This is a genomic window from Flavihumibacter cheonanensis (genome assembly GCF_022352215.1).
Taxonomy (GTDB): Bacteria; Bacteroidota; Bacteroidia; order Chitinophagales; family Chitinophagaceae; genus Flavihumibacter; species Flavihumibacter cheonanensis.
Map to the genome: position 1 here is coordinate 70109 of NZ_JAKRWF010000002.1, position 17412 is coordinate 87520.

General features: G+C 46.5%; 13 protein-coding genes and 1 riboswitch. Of the genes, 7 read left to right on the top strand and 6 right to left on the bottom strand.

Features of this window, described 5'->3' with window-relative positions:
- Positions 1-94: 94 nt before the first annotated feature.
- The 4 genes from MD536_RS09620 (at position 95) to MD536_RS09635 (ending at position 6352) form a co-directional block, all read left to right on the top strand.
- A complete protein-coding gene (locus tag MD536_RS09620) occupies positions 95-2881 on the top strand; it encodes a S8 family serine peptidase (RefSeq protein WP_239598341.1) in 2787 nt (928 codons plus the stop codon).
- Positions 2882-3119: 238 nt separating this feature from the next.
- Positions 3120-4241, top strand: a complete 1122-nt coding sequence (locus tag MD536_RS09625) for an AAA family ATPase (RefSeq protein WP_239598343.1) — start codon at positions 3120-3122, stop codon at positions 4239-4241.
- Between the two features lie 4 nt (positions 4242-4245).
- Positions 4246-5445, top strand: coding sequence for an RtcB family protein (locus tag MD536_RS09630; protein WP_239598345.1), 1200 nt, complete (start codon positions 4246-4248; stop codon positions 5443-5445).
- 10 nt (positions 5446-5455) lie between these two features.
- Complete coding sequence (locus MD536_RS09635; RefSeq protein ID WP_239598346.1) at positions 5456-6352, top strand: aldo/keto reductase; 897 nt, start codon at positions 5456-5458, stop codon at positions 6350-6352.
- Between the two features lie 6 nt (positions 6353-6358).
- Here the strand turns inward: MD536_RS09635 and MD536_RS09640 are convergent, their stop codons facing one another.
- Together MD536_RS09640 and MD536_RS09645 are read right to left on the bottom strand one after the other, a co-directional pair.
- Positions 6359-6745: an SRPBCC domain-containing protein gene (locus MD536_RS09640; RefSeq protein ID WP_239598348.1), complete on the bottom strand. Its 387-nt coding sequence runs from the start codon at positions 6743-6745 to the stop codon at positions 6359-6361.
- A gap of 26 nt (positions 6746-6771) precedes the next feature.
- Entirely contained in the window at positions 6772-7248 is a 477-nt protein-coding gene (locus MD536_RS09645; protein WP_239598350.1) for a hypothetical protein, read from the bottom strand.
- Positions 7249-7313: 65 nt separating this feature from the next.
- On the opposite strand from MD536_RS09645, the gene MD536_RS09650 reads away from it, so the two are divergent.
- Positions 7314-8636 (top strand): DEAD/DEAH box helicase, encoded by a 1323-nt coding sequence (locus tag MD536_RS09650; protein WP_239598357.1) that lies wholly within the window; start codon positions 7314-7316, stop codon positions 8634-8636.
- Between the two features lie 395 nt (positions 8637-9031).
- On the opposite strand, the gene MD536_RS09655 is transcribed toward MD536_RS09650, so the two are convergent.
- Both MD536_RS09655 and MD536_RS09660 read right to left on the bottom strand, forming a co-directional pair.
- Positions 9032-11386, bottom strand: coding sequence for a ribonucleoside-diphosphate reductase subunit alpha (locus MD536_RS09655; protein ID WP_239598358.1), 2355 nt, complete (start codon positions 11384-11386; stop codon positions 9032-9034).
- A 20-nt stretch (positions 11387-11406) separates the two neighbouring features.
- Positions 11407-12372 (bottom strand): ribonucleoside-diphosphate reductase small subunit, encoded by a 966-nt coding sequence (locus MD536_RS09660; RefSeq protein ID WP_239598360.1) that lies wholly within the window; start codon positions 12370-12372, stop codon positions 11407-11409.
- Between the two features lie 120 nt (positions 12373-12492).
- Positions 12493-12629, bottom strand: a riboswitch (cobalamin riboswitch).
- A gap of 157 nt (positions 12630-12786) precedes the next feature.
- On the opposite strand from MD536_RS09660, the gene MD536_RS09665 reads away from it, so the two are divergent.
- Both MD536_RS09665 and MD536_RS09670 read left to right on the top strand, forming a co-directional pair.
- Entirely contained in the window at positions 12787-14073 is a 1287-nt protein-coding gene (locus tag MD536_RS09665; RefSeq protein WP_239598365.1) for a DUF5690 family protein, read from the top strand.
- 5 nt (positions 14074-14078) lie between these two features.
- Positions 14079-15236: a TIGR03364 family FAD-dependent oxidoreductase gene (locus MD536_RS09670; RefSeq protein ID WP_239598370.1), complete on the top strand. Its 1158-nt coding sequence runs from the start codon at positions 14079-14081 to the stop codon at positions 15234-15236.
- Here the strand turns inward: MD536_RS09670 and MD536_RS09675 are convergent.
- Together MD536_RS09675 and MD536_RS09680 are read right to left on the bottom strand one after the other, a co-directional pair.
- Positions 15229-15807 carry an HD domain-containing protein gene (locus tag MD536_RS09675; RefSeq protein WP_234868234.1) on the bottom strand — a complete coding sequence of 193 codons (579 nt, stop codon included), beginning with the start codon at positions 15805-15807 and terminating at the stop codon, positions 15229-15231. The two genes, MD536_RS09670 and MD536_RS09675, sit on opposite strands and share 8 nt — an antisense overlap.
- 68 nt (positions 15808-15875) lie before the next feature.
- Entirely contained in the window at positions 15876-17399 is a 1524-nt protein-coding gene (locus tag MD536_RS09680) for a SusD/RagB family nutrient-binding outer membrane lipoprotein (RefSeq protein WP_239598375.1), read from the bottom strand.
- Positions 17400-17412 lie beyond the last annotated feature (13 nt).

Here is a 17412-nt window from a genome sequence, read left to right on the forward strand (position 1 = left end):
ACTGTTAAAGTACTAGATAAGTATAAATATTTTTGCATCTGTGTTGCACAGTCAGATCCAGTCCGGATTTCCTATTTTAGATTACACCAAGTATATGAAGGCAACCTGTTCCCTGCTCCTATTTTTTGTCCTGACCCTGCACGTACAGGCACAGGAAGAAAAGCATCTACCCGGAACAGAACGATTGCTGGATTCTGCTACCAGCGGTCGATTTTTTCTATTGGAAGCTACAACTGTTCCACCCGATGTACTCATTCTAAGAAGGCTATCCCCCTCCGGGTTTATTGTTCGCTACCGCGATGAGGTCCCGAATTCAAAAAAAACCATCCCTAAGCTCCGGCCGGTTAATGATCTCTGGAAACTATCCCCCGATTTGCTGGCCGACTATCCAGGCATAACCAGGGGGAGTCAGGACCTGGAGTTGATTCTTAAAACCACCTCTGCTACTGAATTAAAATCGTTGGAGCAGGAAGGCAAACTGCGCATCCTGAGAACCAATTCCGCCTGGTCAATTTTTGTTGTAAAGATGAATCCCTCCCAGCTGCCGGAGTTGTTGAAATCACCCGCCATTGAACAGGTGACCCGCTACCGGAAAGCCAGAACCGAAAGAGAATTAACCGGGTTCGACCTCAGCGCCAATAAACTCAATGCCGCCCACTTCTGGTTTCCTGAACTCTCGGGCAGGAACCAGGTGATCTCCATCAAAGAAAGTAAACCTGATACAGCAGATATTGATTTCCAAGGAAGATGGCTCCCCTCCATAAATGCTGCCCCAGAGATGGAAACCCATGCCACCAATATGGCTACGATTGCAGCAGGTGGAGGCAATACCTATTACACTGGCAAAGGGGCGGCCTGGGGTGCAGGCATCCGATCTGCTGATTTTGCAGAATTGATGCCGGATGCAACCAGCCTCCTGAGAAGCCAGGGCGTTACTGTACAGAACCATTCCTATGGGGTTGGAATAGAAAATTTTTATGGGCTGGATGCTGCTGCCTACGACCAGCAACTCAATGAAGATACCAGTCTGGTGCATATTTTTTCTGCAGGCAACCGGGGAACTGAAACCAGCACCGATGGCCCCTATGCCGGTATACCTGGATGGGCCAACCTTACCGGAAGTTTCAAAATGAGTAAAAACAGCCTGGTAGTCGGCGCGATGGACTCCCTGCAACAGGTGGTGGCCCTCAGCTCACGGGGACCTGCACACGATGGTCGCATCAAACCGGAACTCATTGCCTTTGGAGAAGATGGCAGCTCGGGAGCCGCGGCACTGGTATCCGGAACCACGCTTTTACTGCAGGAATTATACCAGCGCAAGCATTCCAAACCGGCACCCTCAGCCCTACTCCGGGCTGTATTGGTCACCAGTACAGATGAAGTAAACGCACCGGGACCAGATTTTCAATCCGGTTACGGGGCACTGAATGCAGCCAAAGCCATTGAACTCCTGCAAACAGACCAGTACCTACTGGCAGGTATAACCGAAAATGCAGTGCTGCGATTTAGTATACAGGTGCCGGAACAAACAGCTACCTGCAAGATCACGCTTGCCTGGAATGATCCTGCTGCCACCGCCAACAGTTTTCCTGCCCTGGTAAACGATCTGGACCTGCGCGTGGTGGATCCAAATGGGAATACTATCCTACCCTGGGTACTGGATCATCGTACCGCTGCCCTCTCCAGCAATCAAACCGCCACCCGGGGTCGTGATTCATTGAATAACCTGGAGCAAATCAGTATTACCCTTCCAACAGCCGGCACCTATACCATTGAAGTCAGGGCAACAGCTTTATCCACCCCACAGCAAACTTTTGCCATCGCCTGGCAACTGGATAGCCTTGATCATTTCCGGATTACCTATCCAACAAAGGCTGATATTCTAATACCTGGCAATCAACACCGCATCCGTTGGGAAACAACCAGCAATGAAACCGGATCGCTTTTCTACAGAACTTATGACGCGGAATGGAAATTAATTTCCAGTGTTATTGAGCCAGCAAGAACTAATTTTCCCTGGAGGGTGCCCGACTCCCTTCCATGGGTACAGTTTCGTTTTGTATTTCCGAATAAAGAACTTATTTCCGATACCATCACTGTTTCCAATGAAACAAGAATGGTAACCGGCTTTAACTGCGCTGACTCTTTCCTTTTGTATTGGGCACCCGTTCCGAGGGCAATCGGGTATCGAGTATTCCGGTTGGGAGAAAACTATATGGAAGGATTTACGACTACTACAGATACCATTTTGATTCAATCCAAACAAAATAACTCCTTCACCCATTTTAGCGTAGCACCCCTGTTTGAAAATGAAAAAGAAGGAAGACGTTCCTATGCCTTTGCATATGAAAATCAATTTACCCAGTGTTATATTCAAAATTTCCTCGCAGATCCCGATGGGCCAGGTAGTGCAAAACTTCAACTTGAATTGGGCACCACTTACCAGGTAGCAAGCATCCGTTTTCAGAAAAAAACAAACACAGGATTTGAAACGATTGATTCTATAACAGTAAGCAATAACCGCTTAATTACCACAACTGCAATTGCAACAGACGGACTCAATCTGTACAGAGCTATTGTTCGACTAAGAAATGGAACAGAATACTACACTGACTGGTTACCTGTTTACCAATTCAGTACCAACGATTTCTTTGTATTTCCATCACCTGCAAGAAAAGGAAATCTGCTGACCATCCTATCCAAAGATCCGGAAGCAGCGATATTGATATTGTATGATATGACAGGCAGACCCTTATTGAAAAAACAATTAAGTACAACAACAGAATCAATTCCGACTTCCCATCTTACTAGTGGTGTTTATATCTATATCATTACCCGCGATGGTATAAAGGAAAAAACCGGTCGCATTATTATTCAATAAAAAAAATGCAGCAACTATTTTGAAATCAGAAAAATTAAACCATCTTTGCATTCACAAATTTTAAAAACAAGAACAATGCCCCGCTTTAACACATATCGTAAACATACCGCTGAAAGCCTTTCTGGCTGTGCATTTCAGCGCGGGGTGTGGTTTGTTCCCAATCGTTAAGCGAACAACTTCATGATATTAACCCCGCCGAAACAGCGGGGTTTTTTATTTCGATTCAATCAAATTTTTTATGAACACAATTTTAGCATCCGCTATTCAGCGGATAAGAAATATCGTACGCTCTATCGTGACCAGATCAGCAGCTATAAGCGGAGATGATCTCTTCTACGATAATTATATTGAAGTGAAATCTTTCTATGTAAAACGGTATGGATCCATACCATCAGTGTTATTCATCAATCATATGAATACCAGTGAAGTGCTGCACTATTTATTGAGCGGCACAGCCGGAAAGATTTTGCAGGTGTATCAACGCAGTTATTATAACTGGAAGGATCAGAAAAAGGAATTCAGTCTAAGCATCCTTGAATTGGAAGGCGCTATACTGATTGAACTGGGCAGAGATTACGCAGAAATTTTATTCCCACAGGAAGCAAATCTGCGAGCCGAAACTATACTGGAATCCATCATTGGATTTCGTATTGCAAAGCAGGAAGGTCAGCATCAGATATACATTATCAATTCCACTGGTTATGGATTAGATCTGAAACCTTTAAACATCCAACCCAGCGAACTGGATCTGGATCTCTACTACAACGATGATTTCATCGAAGTGGATGCAAAGATCCAGGAACGATTGCTGAAAGAGCAGGACAAAGGAATTGTTTTGCTGCACGGATTACCAGGTACCGGTAAAACAACCTACCTGCGTTATCTGATTGGAAGAGTGAAAAAGAAAGTATTATTCCTCTCTCCTTCTGTTGCAGGCAACCTGATGAATCCGGATTTTATGGATCTGCTGATCGAACACCCGAATTCCATCCTGGTGATTGAAGATGCGGAGAATATTATCCTGGATCGTACCTATCAATCCAATCATTCTGTCAGCAACCTGCTGAACCTGAGTGATGGTTTGTTGAGTGATTGCCTGAATGTGCAGATCATCTGTACGTTTAACAGTGCACTGCACCTAGTGGATCCTGCCCTATTAAGAAAAGGGCGACTGATTGCCCAATATGAATTCGGCAAACTGAGCGTCGACAAAGCAAAACAACTGGCTGGTAAACTGAACATCGAAACAACTATCGATGCACCGGTTTCACTGGCAGAATTATTGAACCCGGCTGCTACCAACTACGAACCTAAAAAAACACAAGTAATGGGGTTTCGCAGGGTATTGGCCACGAATTAAAAACATGGAAAATAAATTACCATTGGCCGTAGAGGAGTCTCTGAATACACAGGGTATCCGCTTCAATATATATGGCCGGAAACAAATTGAAGAATCTGCCCTGCACCAGATGTACCAGGCTGCGCGCTTACCCATCAGCGTGGCCGGTGCTCTGATGCCGGATGCACACCACGGTTATGGATTACCGATAGGAGGTGTGCTCGCCACCAAAAATGCAGTCATACCCTATGGCGTGGGGGTTGATATCGGCTGCCGCATGGCGCTGAGCATCTTTGCTGTAAAAGGGTCTGTACTCAACCAGAAACCCGGTTTTTTTGAACGCATTCTGGATGAACAAACCCTGTTTGGAAGCAGCAAACAGTTTGACCGTTCACCGGATCATGCGGTTATGGATAACCGGCTCTTTTTCGAGATCCCTTTTCTCAAGTATCTGCACACGCGGGCCTGGAAACAACTGGGCAGCTCCGGAAGCGGCAATCACTTTGTGGAATTCGGGATCGTGAAAATTGAGGAGAAAGACAGCACACTTGGCATGCCAGCAGGTGAATGGCTGGGATTGCTGTCCCATTCAGGTTCCCGTGCCTTGGGGGCTAAGATCGCGCAGCATTATACAAAGCTTGCGATTTCCACCCGCCGCTTGCAGGGGGATATCAAACACCTGTCGTGGTTATACCTTGAAGAGGAAGCAGGTGCTGAATACTGGGCTGCCATGAACCTGGCTGGTGATTATGCTGCCGCCTGTCATGAACTGATTCACAAAAAAATTGCGAAGGCAATTGGAGAGAAACCAGTAACCACGGTGCAGAACCATCACAATTTTGCCTGGAAGGAAATCATCAACGGGGAAGAGTTGATTGTGCACCGGAAAGGTGCTACACCGGCGGGAGAAAATGTACTGGGAATCATTCCTGGTTCCATGACTGCTCCCGGTTTTATTGTGAAAGGAAAAGGGGTGGCAGCATCTTTGCAATCTGCTTCACATGGAGCAGGTAGGCAGATGAGCCGTCGAGCTGCGAATGAATCCATCACCAAATCTGCCATGAAGCTGGCCCTGAAAGAAGCAAAGGTCAGCCTGATCGGCGGAGGTGTGGATGAAGCGCCGCAGGCCTATAAAAACCTGGAAGAAGTGATGGCCTGTCAAACGGATCTTGTATCTATTTTGGGTAGCTTTCAACCCAGGATCGTGAAGATGGACGGACATTAAACGAACAACTATGAAATATCATTTTTTGGGAACTACTACAGAGCAGTTAAGCCAGATCGGATTTGGGTGCATGTCGCTCAAACCGGGACAAACTTCTGCTGCCTCCATAATTGATGCTGCCCTCGATGGTGGCATCAATTATTTTGATACGGCTGATTTCTATGAACAGGGTGCGAATGAAGAGCTGATCGGCCGCCTGCTGAAGCCTCACCGTAACCAGGTATTCATCGCCACCAAAGTTGGTAATCAGTGGCGGGAAGATGGCAGTGGCTGGGATTGGAACCCGCGCAAGGAGTATATCCTTCAGGCAGTGGAAGCTTCTTTAAAGCGATTAAACACAGATCGCATTGATCTCTACCAGTTACATGGTGGCACTATTGAGGATCCCATCGACGAAACTATTGAAGCATTTGAACAACTGAAAGCAGCTGGTAAGATTCGCTATTATGGCATTTCTTCCATCCGCCCGAATGTGATCCGGCAATATGTTGAAAAGAGCCAAATCAACAGTGTCATGATGCAGTACAGTATGCTGGACCGGAGACCGGAAGAAAGCTGTCTTCCTTTACTGGCTGCCAATAAAATAACTGTGTTAGCAAGAGGAACCTTGGCCAGCGGCATGCTGATCAATAAAGCAGGCAAGGATTATCTCGGACATACGGCAGCTGAAGTAGACAGGATCCGCATGCAACTAACGGAAATCGCTAACCGCTATGATGTACAATCTGAAGCTATAGCTATCCACTTTGCGTTATCCAAACCGGCAATTGGTGCTGCTGTGATAGGGATTCGTACGATGGAGCAGTTAGAACAAGCTCTAAAAGCGATTAACCAACAAGTACCTGCTGCAGCACTGGAGGAAGCAGAAGCAATTGCGCCGGCAAAAACCTATGCAGATCACCGTTAGCAGTACTTATCCTTCGGAATAAAAATCAAGCAGGGAACCAATATACACCTGCTCCCAGCCTTCGGTGATCTCCTCGTACACATCATCCGGAATATTGGTCTGGCGTACTTCCATGGAAGTACCCTGCTTGTGTTCGTGTAATTTAATGGTGACAATAGAAGGGGCCTCAGCATCATCCCCGAAATACCATTCCTGCACGATCTTTTTACCCGGTTCAAACTCCAGGTTTTTACCCACTATGCTTTCTTCCCACAAGGAAAATTCGGAATCCGGCTCTTCTGACATCACCGCATCTGCACCTGCCCACAATTGTACCGTAGCCGGGTTGGTCAGCGTGCGATACAATTGCTCCGGATCAACCGGTATCATGAAATATTTTTTGAAGTCTTTCATGCCCTAAAAGTACAGAACCCCGGGCATCAGGCAGCCAGTTTCTTCCAGAGTCGCAGGTATTCGTATTGCAGATCCTCGTGCAGCGACTCGATCAGCTTTTTTGTTTTTTTCAACTGCGTGAGATAGAGATTCATCAGGACCGGCGTTTTTTGTACCGGCAATCCGGAATCTTTGAGCAAGCGCAGGTAATGCAACAGGAGCGCGGTTTCGGATTCTTTGTTACCAATATATCGTGCCTGTTTGTTGACATTCCGGAGAATTTTACGGAGGGTCTTTTTGGCAAAATAGACATGGGAAATATTCATCGTGGCGAACTCCGTTTCCATTTCCAGTTTAAGTTCCCCCACGTAGCGATCTGTTTCCTCCGACTCAAACAGCAGGTAGGACAGCAACTCCTTGTTCTCTTTTTTGAATTTCGCGAGCCGCAGGGTAATATCCACCAATTTGTTGGGCGGTAATGCCTGCAGGGCTTCCTTGATCTCGTGTACCGTAGCCGCTTTCATTCGGTTCTGCCTGATTATTTGAGGCAATTTAGCCTCTTCCCCCCAAACTAAACTAGCTTTGCGCCATGTCTACTCCTTTTTATTCGCTGGAAACGATTCTGGCAGCATTCAAGATCAAATCACTTAATCCCATGCAGGAAGCCTCGCTGGCGGCTAACCACGAGCACGATAATATCATCCTGCTTTCTGCCACCGGATCAGGCAAAACCCTGGCCTATCTCTTACCCGCACTCGATCAGATTGATCCGGATAAAAAAGGAACCCAGGCCCTGATCATTGCCCCTTCCCGCGAACTGGCCCTGCAAATTGAAGACGTGGCTAAAAAGATGGGGACGGGATTGAAAGTGACAGCCTGTTATGGCGGACATAAACGCGAGATCGAGGAAAACAACCTGCTGGAGGCACCCACCATTATTGTAGGTACACCCGGCCGACTGGGAGATCATATCCGTCGCGAGAATATTAAAACCGACACCATCCACACCCTGGTGCTGGATGAATTTGATAAATCTGTAGAATTTGGATTTGAAGAAGAAATGTCCTTTGTGGTGGGTAGTCTGCCTTCTTTGAAGAAACGCATCCTGGTATCCGCCACCGAGGCGATGGAACTGCCCCGTTTCCTGCACATGCAGAAAGCCACCACGCTGAATTTCCTGACGGGCGAAAGCTCCGGTGCCCTGGAAATCAAACTGGCCCGGGCAACCGAAGCGGATAAACTGGATTCCCTGTTCCGGCTCATTTGTCATTTGGGTAACCGATCCACCATTGTATTTCTAAATCACCGGGATGCAGTGCAAAGAACCAGTGAATACCTGAAAGACAAAGGCCTGGTGAATGTATTTTATCATGGGGCATTGGAGCAACCGGAACGCGATGCCGCGCTTTGCAAGTTTCGCAATGGCACTTCCAATATACTGGTGACTACTGACCTGGCGGCACGCGGACTTGATATTCCGCATATCCGGTATATCATTCACTATCACCTACCCCTAAGCGAGGAGTCCTTTATTCACCGGAACGGTCGAACTGCCCGAATGGAAGCCAGTGGTACTGCTATTTTATTGATGGGTCCATCAGAAGATATCCCTGATTATATAGATACCGCCTCCGGCTGGATTGATATTCCGGATACGGTGCAGGTACCTGATAAACCCCAATGGGTGACCCTGCATATTGCTGGCGGTAAGAAAAACAAAATCAACAAGATTGATATCGTTGGATTCCTCACCCAGCAGGGTGAATTAAAAAAAGAGGATATCGGTCTGATTGAAGTCAAAGATTTCTTCTCCTTTGTAGCCATCCGCAAATCCAAAATGAGTCGCACCCTGCCCTTGATTGAAAAGCAGAAAATCAAGGGTCAGCGGGTTAAAATTGAGATCGCCAGGTAGTTTGGCTGATTCGATTTTTTGCTTTTGATTCAATTATACCCATAATTGATTCAATTTTTCATGCTATTGAGTCAATTAATGGTCTCGAAATTGCCTTTTTTATATTTCGGAAGAGAGGCATTTTTGTGTTCTTACATTCAATATAATGCAGTCCCAGTAAGGATTTCAGCCTGAATTCCGGGAATAGAATCCAATTGGTCTGATGCAGCGAGATTCCTATTCTTTCATACACCCTACAGTATGCCTACGTACATCCTACGCTTAATAACTACTAATGAAAGCATTATCAATCGGTTATGAACCGACAGAATTGCATCATTGAATCACAAAAAGGCCCGGATTATCCGGGCCTTTAGCTTAAGTGGGTTGGTTTTTCGAGTATCCTTTTTTCATCCTTATGAGCCACAGCTGATGCAGCCATCCTGCATGGTGCAGACAGCGCCTTCCGCTACCTGGGTCTGGTCAACCAAAGGTGTCATAGTTTGTCCGCCCTGCTTTTCCACTGTAAACTGAACCGCCTGGGCTGCAGCCTGCGTACGTAGGTAATACATGCCGGTCTTCAGTCCCTTTTTCCAGGCGTAAAAATGCATGGAGGTTAACTTAGAGGCAGTGGGATTGCTTACAAACAAATTCAGACTCTGGCTCTGGCAGATATAGGCTCCTCTATCAGCCGCCATATCAATGATGGTCCGCTGTTTGATTTCCCATACGGTTTTATACAACTCACGAATCTCTTCCGGAATGCTGGTGATCTGCTGGATGGACCCATTGGCCGCAATTATCCGGTTTTTCATGTCATTATCCCACAGGCCCAATGCCACCAGGTCTTTCAGCAGGTGTTTGTTCACGATCACAAATTCACCGCTCAACACCCTGCGACTGTAAATATTGGAGGTATAAGGCTCAAAACATTCATTGTTGCCAAGGATCTGGGAAGTAGAAGCAGTTGGCATCGGTGCTACCAGCAGGGAGTTGCGAACCCCGTGTTCAATTACCTCGTTGCGCAGTGTTTCCCAATCGTGTCTGCCGGATGGCTCCACCTTCCACAAATCAAACTGGAACTGACCCTTCGATAAGGGAGAACCCTGGAAGGTTTCATAGGCCCCCTGTTGTTTGGCCAGGTCTTTACTGGCCGTCATAGCAGCAAAGTAGATGGTCTCGAATATATTACGGTTTAGCATAGCCGCTAATTCCGATTCGAAAGGCAGTCGAAGCAGGATGAACACATCCGCCAATCCCTGTACTCCCAAACCAATCGGGCGATGCCGCAGATTGGAACGTTTGGCTTCCTCTACCGGGTAATAGTTGATATCAATTACCTTATTCAGATTGAGTGTTACCTGGTAGGTTACTTCATATAATTTTTCAAAATCAAACTTGCCTTCTTTCACGAAACGTGGCAATGCCAGGGAAGCCAGGTTACATACCGCTACTTCATTGGGGTCGGTATATTCCATGATCTCGGTACAGAGATTGGAACTCTTAATCGTACCCAGGTTCTGCTGGTTGGATTTAGCATTCGCAGCATCCTTGTACAAAAGGTAAGGTGTTCCGGTTTCAATCTGTGCATCGAGGATCGCAAACCAGAGTTCCTGTGCCTTGATGGTTTTGCGACCGCGACCTTCTTTCTCGTAGGTAGTGTACAGTTCTTCGAAAGCAGCACCATGGCAATCCTGCAGTCCGGGTGCTTCATGCGGACAGAATAATGTCCAGTCGCCATTGTCCTCTACCCTCTTCATAAACAGATCCGGGATCCACAAGGCATAAAACAAATCGCGCGCGCGCAGTTCTTCCTTGCCATGGTTCTTACGCAGATCCAGGAATTCAAACACATCAGCATGCCAGGGCTCCAGGTAAATGGCAAAAGCCCCTTTTCGCTTACCCCCACCCTGGTCTACATAACGCGCGGTATCATTGAATACTCGCAGCATCGGAATGATTCCATTGCTGGTGCCATTGGTGCCACCGATATAGGTACCGGTTGCCCGGATATTGTGAATTGCCAGCCCGATTCCACCCGCACTCTGTGAGATCTTGGCGGTTTGTTTCAGGGTATCATAAATACCATCAATACTGTCTTCTTTCATCGTAAGCAGGAAACAACTGGAGAGTTGTGGCTTCGGTGTGCCTGCATTGAAAAGGGTAGGCGTAGCATGGGTGAACCAGCGTTCACTCATCAGGTTATAGGTTTTGATGGCCTGCTCCAGGTCGTCTTTGTGAATACCGATGGCTACACGCATGTACAAATGCTGCGGGCGTTCGGCAATCTTACCATTGATGCGCAAGAGATAGGATTTCTCCAGGGTCTTGAATCCGAAATAATCAAAACCGAAATCGCGGTCATAGATAATAGTGCTGTCCAGTAATTCTGCATTGGCTTCAATAACACTCATCACATCATCTGCAATCAGGGGCATACGTTTGCCGGTAGCCGCATCAATGTATTGATGTAAGGCCCGCATGGTATCGCTGAAAGATTTCTTTGTATTCTTATGCAGGTTACTCACTGCAATCCGGGAAGCCAACAGGGCATAATCCGGATGGCGGGTAGTAAGACTGGCGGCAGTTTCGGCAGCGAGGTTATCCAGTTCGGTAGTAGTTACCCCATCATAGATACCTTCAATGGTTTTTTTCGCGATATCGTGTACATCTACTAGCGGACTCAATCCATAGGAGAGTTTCTGAATGCGGGCAGTGATCTTATCGAATTTTACGGACTCTTTTCGACCGTTTCTTTTTATAACAAACATGGTTAAACGCTTTAATCAATTTAAAAATCTTCATCGAGGGAGAAGGACTGTCCGGCTGCGCCAGTCATTACGCCTGATTTCTGGTAATCCCCTACTCTTTTTTCAAAGAAATTGGTTTTACCCTGCAGGGAAATCATCTCCATAAAATCAAATGGATTGGCGGTATTGAACATCTTCGGATAACCGAGTTCACTGAGCCAGCGGTCGGCAACAAACTCGATGTATTGTTGCATGAGGCGGGCATTCATCCCGATTAAATCAACCGGTAGCGCATCGGTGATGAATTCTTTTTCAATCGTAACCGCATCGCCGATGATGCTGTACACCTGTTCCTGGGAGAGTTTCTCAGACAACATGCTGTAGAGCAGGCAGGCAAATTCGCAGTGCATGCCTTCATCGCGACTGATCAGTTCATTGCTGAAGGTGAGTCCGGGCATGAGGCCGCGTTTCTTGAGCCAGAAAATGGAGCAGAAGCTACCACTGAAGAAAATGCCTTCTACGGCTGCGAAAGCAACCAGGCGTTCTGCAAAATTCCCCTGTTCGATCCAACGTAGGGCCCATTCTGCTTTTTTGGTAACTGCCGGAACAGTATCAATGGCATGAAAGAGGCGATCCTTTTCAACCGGATCTTTCACATAGGTATCAATCAGAAGGGCATAGGTTTCGGAGTGAATATTTTCCATCATGATCTGAAAACCGTAGAAGCAGCGGGCTTCGGGCAGTTGCACTTCACTCATGAAGTTCACGGCCAGGTTTTCGTTCACGATACCATCGCTGGCGGCGAAGAATGCCAGTACATGCGAAATGAAGTGACGCTCGCCATCATTGAGGTTGGCCCAGTCGGCGAGATCGGCACTGAGGTCAATTTCCTCGGCGGTCCAGAAGCTGGCTTCATGTTTTTTATACATTTCCCAGATGGCGGGATATTTAATGGGGAGGATCACAAACCGATCCTTGTTTTCCTTCAGCAACACTTCGTTTTGCATGGTAGTATATTTAGATAGATGTATCAGTTATCCGCGGGGGCAAGGGCTGATACGTCCTGGGCTTGCAGAGTCTGCAGTCCCGATGCGTGTTGCCTATGCCGGTACCTTACGCGGGAAGGTCCTAACAAAACAAAATCGGCAGGTATCTGGCTTTGCGCCTAAGCACATTACAGTTGCCCGTCAGCCCACGAGTTACACGTGGTTCCCTATTAATCAGCAGAAGTTGCACCTGCTGAACCGATGTTGTGATGACAAGAACTGGACACGAAAGTAGGGGTAAGGGAAGGAGGAAGGGGTTGAATCTTTTTCACACCTGTGGAAAGAAAGCCCAAACTCAGATGGAGTGCAGACTTAGCAATAAAGTAATGTAAGGGAAAAGGAAATCTTCGATAGGGATTCAGTAAATTAACAGCTATGTTGAACCGGATACTCAAGGGGCCTGATTCCCGTACGCAGCAACTTGCCATCGTTATCCTGGCATCTTTTGCTGCTTTTACCACCTATTTCTGTATGTATGGGTTTCGAAAGGCGATCAGTGCGGGAACTTTTGAGGGCATGATGGCATTTGGGATCAGTTTCAAATCTGCTATCGTAATTGCCCAGGTGCTGGGATATATGACTTCCAAGTTTATTGGGATCCGTTTCATTTCGGAGATCAATCCGGCTAAAAGGGGTACTTATATATTGACCCTGATTGGAGGTGCGCATCTTTGTTTGTTGCTGATGGCGTTGATACCCCTGCCCTATAATGTGTTATTCCTTTTTTTGAATGGTATGTGCCTGGGGCTGATATGGGGACTGGTATTCAGTTATATTGAAGGAAGAAAATATACCGATCTGATCGCACTTATTCTGAGCATCAATTTTATATTCAGTTCGGGAGTAGTGAAGACGGTAGGCCGTATCAGCATTGAATCCTGGGGAGTTTCAGAACTGATGATGCCTTTTGTAACCGGCGCTATCTTTTTACCCTTGCTATTTTTATCGGTTTATTTATTAGGTAAGATACCTCCACCTGCGGAGACGGAAAAAAAGGAAAGGGGTGAGCGCATCCGGATGGACAAATCGCAGCGGAAAGAGCTGATCCGGTTGTTTCTACCGGGCCTTACCGCCATTGTATTGATCAATCTACTGCTGACTATTCTGAGGGATATCAAGGATAATTATGCGGTTGAAATGTTGCTGGTACTGGAGCCGGGAGCATCGCCTGGCATCTTTGCCCAAATGGAAACCATCGCCTCTGTGGCAGTGTTTTTTTTATTACTGACCTTAACGGGCATTCATAATCATTTTAAAAGTTTGTATCGCCAGCACCTGGTAATTGGGCTGGGATTTCTTACAGTGCTCATTTGCTCCCTTGGCATTTCCAACAACTGGGGATCTGCCATTTTCTGGCTGGTGACCTTTACCATCGGGCTTTATCTCAGTTACAATGCGCTGCAATGTTTGTTCCTCGAACGATTTATTGCGGCTTTCAAAGTGAAGGGTAATATCGGCTTCTTTTTTTACCTGATGGATTCGGTAGGTTACCTGGGAAGTTGCTTTTTGATTTTAAACAAGGAGTTATTTAATGCGCAGACCAACTGGCTTCCTTACTTTATAAAGATCAGCTGGATCTTTGGTATTGTGGGTGCTGCCATGGTAGCGTACAGTTGGTTTTATTTCAGTCGCAAGTATAAATCTCAACCTGTTCTCTTATAAATTATATGCAACCCAAACATTTTGATCTGATCGTGGTAGGAGCCGGCGTGCTCGGCAGTTTTCATGCTTATCATGCCGCGAAAAAAGGATGGAAGGTATTAATGATTGAGAAGGATGAAAAGCCGGCCGATGCATCTGTCCGCAATTTTGGAATGATCATTCCATCCGGAATGGCAAAAGGGGAATGGAAGGAATATGGCAGGAGGAGCATGGAGATATACCGGTCGATTCAGAGCAGTTTTGACATCACGCTGCGTGCCAATGGTTCTATTTACCTGGCATCTGACAATACGGAAGCTACACTGTTGGAAGAGCTTGCTGCAATTAATGAAAAAGACGGATATGCCTGTACGTTAGTAAGCAAGGAAGATTGTCTGTTGCAATATCCGGGATTACGGGCTTCTTATTGTCAGGGCGGATTATATTTTCCGGATGAAATAACGGTGGAGCCTAACCGCATGGTGCATCACCTGATCGCTTATATGAAGGAGCAGTTGGGACTGCTATATAAATCCAACACCCTGGTGAAGTCAGTAGTTTATCAGTCAGATCGTGCCTGGGTAGAAACAGGAAACGGCGAGCAATTCAGTTCTAATTATGTGGTGATCTGTTCAGGAAGGGAGTTTAAAACCCTGTATCCTTCTTTGTTTGCGAATGCCGGCATTGAGTTGGTCAAGTTGCAGATGATGCAGACTACACCGATGCCGGATTATGAACTGAAGGGGTCCATTTTCGGTGGACTTAGTATCAGACGATATGAGAGTTTCCGGGAGTGTCCTTCCTTTGAAAAGTTGCAGGCAGCGCAGATAGAGAGCCGCTTCAAAAAATGGGGGATTCATGTGTTGTTCAAACAGGCGATGGATGGCAGTATGATCATAGGTGATTCACATGAATATGCGCCTATTGATCAAACGGATTCATTGGGATTTGAGTACAAGCAGGTAATTGAAGATATCATTCTGCAGGAGGCGCAGCGAATGATCCGCCTGCCGCACTGGAATATTGCCAAAACCTGGAATGGGTATTATACACAAAGTAAGGAGCAGGATATATTCCGTGAATATGCGGATACGAATATCCTGGTCCTTACTGCAATTGGAGGGAAAGGCATGACGGCTAGTCCGGCTGTTGCGGAAAAAACCATCAGCCAATGGACTAATTAGCCTGTTGACGTCCAATAATATACTGCGTCAGTTTTTGTTTCAGTTCATCCAGTTCGGGAAGAGGTTTGCCTTCGATCTTGGCAGCTTCATCCCAGGTGCGCATGCGGATATACAGATCAAAAAGCGGATCGGCTTCAAAGGCTTTTGCCTCCGCTTCTTCCATTCTACCACCCTGGTATTCGAGGGTCTTTTTACTGGCTTCTGAAAGCTGCTCATAGTAGGAAGGGTATTTCCAGGTGAGGTAACGTTTGGCATTCACATGAGAGGCGATGAGTTTACACATGCGTTCTCCCATACCCAGGCCAAGCAGCCAATCGGCCCCCACTTTTTCATGATCCATTACGCCATAGCCATCCATGGTTTCAGACACATCGTGCACAGGAAGGAGGTGACCAACATCGTGCAGGAAGGCAGCGAGCACCACTTCATCGTCGTAGCCTTCTTCCATTGCGAGCTGAGCAGCCTGTACCATGTGTTCGAGCTGGGAAACTTTTTCGCCAGCGTATTCTTCTGCGCCGAATTGTTCGTAAAGCGAGAAGATCTGGTTGGTTAGTTCTTGTGGAGTTGTCATAATTCAAATTTAAAAAGCGCAAGGCGACCCAATAAAGGAATCGCCTCGCGGATTTGGTTGTTTTTAGTTTATTTGTTTACCCAGGTAGCTGTGTTTTGAGTATCTTCTCCCTGGCGGGCAACAGCTTCGTTGCGGTTGGTAGCATTTAATGCCTGCTCAGATTGAGGATAGATATAACGAACCGGAACCTTGTTGTCGTTCAGGTTAGCCGGACCAGGAATAACTTCCGGCATACGGGTACGACGCCATTCAAACCAACCTTCAAGTCCGTTGAAGTAAAGCGCTACCCATTTTTGCAAGGCAATCTTAGCCAGTTTTTCCTGTGGTGTGCCGGTATAGGCAACTCCTGACTGCGTAAGATAATCAGCCGGCATGGCCAGGTTAATATTGTACTGTGCAGGCACTACCCCTCTCCAGTATTCGAAGTTGGCATTGATACCATTCAGGTAGTAGGTTTCAGCTGTACCTGTAGTGATGAGTTCTTTTTCGCGTGCTTCAGCCAGCAGGAACTGCAATTCAGCATAGGTCATCAGTAGCGCCTGGGGAGCATCGGGAACCGGTGGGGCCTGACCATTATCATTACAAACCAGGCAGGCGAATGTATAACCAACGCGGCTTACACCCTGCGGACCTCCATTGTAATTCAGCGCATCCACATCACCCAAACCGTTTGGAATACCTTCAATTCGAGGAGTTCCTGCAGCTACAGAAGCCTGTGAAGGTCTGCCAAATATATTCAAACGGGGATCATTAAGCGCAGTTAACCGATCATCCAAGGATTTACTAACCCGGAATTCATCAAAGGAACCTACCCGGTTTTCATACAAGGGCCATTGGTTGGGAGCCAGTGCCAGGTATTTCATTGCAGCATTATCCGCATTACCGGTAAAGATGGGGTTGTTGGCTGGATCGCTTACGATGGCCTGCATTTCTGCTTTTACATCTTTCTTGGCTGAAATTCTCAGCAGGTAACGCAACCTGAGAGAGTTAGCCAATTTTCTCCATTTCATGATAGCAGAGGGGCCTCCGCCATACAGGATATCCCCTGCAATACTGGTAGTGCTTACCGCCAGAATTTCATTGGCAGTTTTCAGATCTGCCAGGATGCCATTGTAGATGGATTCCTGTGTGTCATATTTAGGTGTATAAATACCATCACTCTTGGCTTTGCCAGCTTCTGAATAAGGAATATCACCATAGGCTTCAGTAGCCTGGGCAAACATCCAGGACTTCAGAATCAGGGCAACTGCATTGTACGCATTGGTATTATCACTTCCTACTTTATTGAAAATATTCTGCAGGTTACGATAGTTTCCATACACGTTGTTCCAGATACCGTTTTGCTCGTTCCAGAGATAACGGTCTTCATTTACGAACTGAATCTTTGCGTGGTATTGCACAACAATATTTCCAATTCCCCAGGCTTCAAACACCTGCTGATTCATAGCACTACGGATAACGCCACTTAAAAGGAGATCCGGATTCACATCAATAGGAACGTTCCCATTGGTGTTGATCTCTTCAAAATCTTTGGTACATCCTGCCAACATCCCCATTATCAGAAACGGCAGGGTTATTTTAAGAAATTTCATATAAAAGAGTTGG